The sequence below is a fragment of the Streptomyces sp. NPDC054863 genome (genome assembly GCF_053610825.1).
In genome coordinates this window covers 1-1166 of sequence record NZ_JBSGZD010000575.1, presented here as the reverse complement: position 1 = coordinate 1166, position 1166 = coordinate 1, and the positions used below count along the sequence as shown (strand labels likewise).

Here is a 1166-nt window from a genome sequence, read left to right as displayed (position 1 = left end):
GGCCGAGGGGCGGAACGAGCCCCTCGGCCGCCGCACGTTCCAGGAGTCCGCGCACCGCCGCGTACCCGTCCTCGCCGAGGTCCGCCGTGAACTCGTTCACGTACAGCCCGATGTGCTGGTCGGCGACGGCCGGGTCCATCTCCTGCGCATGTGCCAGGACATACGGACGCGTCGCCTCCGGCTCGTCCCACGCCATGCGTACGGAAGTACGGGCCGCTTCCGCCAGCTCCCGCAGCCGCGCCTCGCCGAGCGAACGCTTCGCGATGATCGCGCCGAGCGGGATGGGCAGCCCGGTGGTGGCCTCCCAGTGCTCGCCCATGTCGGCGAGCTTGTGCAGCCCGTACTGCTGGTAGGTGAAGCGCGCCTCGTGGATGACGAGGCCCGCGTCCACCCGCCCGTCGCGCACCGCGGGCATGATCTGGTCGAACGGCATGACGACGACCTCGCCGACCTCGCCCGGGACCACGTCGGCCGCCCACAGCCGGAACAGCAGGTACGCCGTCGAGCGCTCGCTCGGCACCGCGACGGTCTTGCCGGTCAGGTCGACACCGGGCTCACGGGTGAGGACGAGGGGCCCGCAGCCCCGGCCGAGCGCCCCGCCGCACGGCAGCAGCGCGTACTCGTCGAGGACCCACGGCAGGACGGCGTACGACACCTTGAGCACGTCGAACTCGCCGCGCTCGGCCATCTTGTTGGTGAGGTCGATGTCCGCGAAGGTGACGTCGAGCTCCGGCGCCCCGGGCACCCGGCCGTGCGCCCACGCGTCGAAGACGAAGGTGTCGTTGGGGCAGGGCGAGAAAGCTATCTGCAAGGCATCAGCTGTGGTGGTCATGCGGTGTCCAACCCTCCAGTACGGGCCTGAGCTTCCCGAAGGCGTCGCTCAGCGCGGCGAGCGCGTCCCCGATCCGCCAGGCGTCGCGGTCGCGCGGCCCGACGGCGTTGGAGACGGCACGGATTTCGAGCACCGGCAGAGCGAACAGGGCGGCGGCCTCCGCCACCCCGAACCCCTCCATCGCCTCGACGGCCGCGCCCGGGTGCCGCTCGCGCAGCCCGGCGGCGCGGGCGGCGGTGCCGGTGACGGTGGAGACGGTGAGGACGGTGCCGGTGGCGGCGCCCATGGCCCGCGCCGCCGGACGGACGAGGGCGGCGGGCGGCAGGTGCTCGAC

The 1166-nt window shown here is 73.2% G+C and carries 2 protein-coding genes; both read right to left on the bottom strand.

Annotation, left to right across the window (positions count from 1 at the left end):
• A partial coding sequence (locus ACWGIG_RS39010) for a 1,4-dihydroxy-6-naphthoate synthase (RefSeq protein ID WP_453326458.1) occupies positions 1–832 on the bottom strand: 832 nt, incomplete at its 3' end.
• Positions 816–1166: phosphorylase family protein (locus tag ACWGIG_RS39005; RefSeq protein ID WP_453326457.1), on the bottom strand; the 351-nt coding region annotated here is incomplete at its 5' end. The genes ACWGIG_RS39010 and ACWGIG_RS39005, both read right to left, overlap by 17 nt.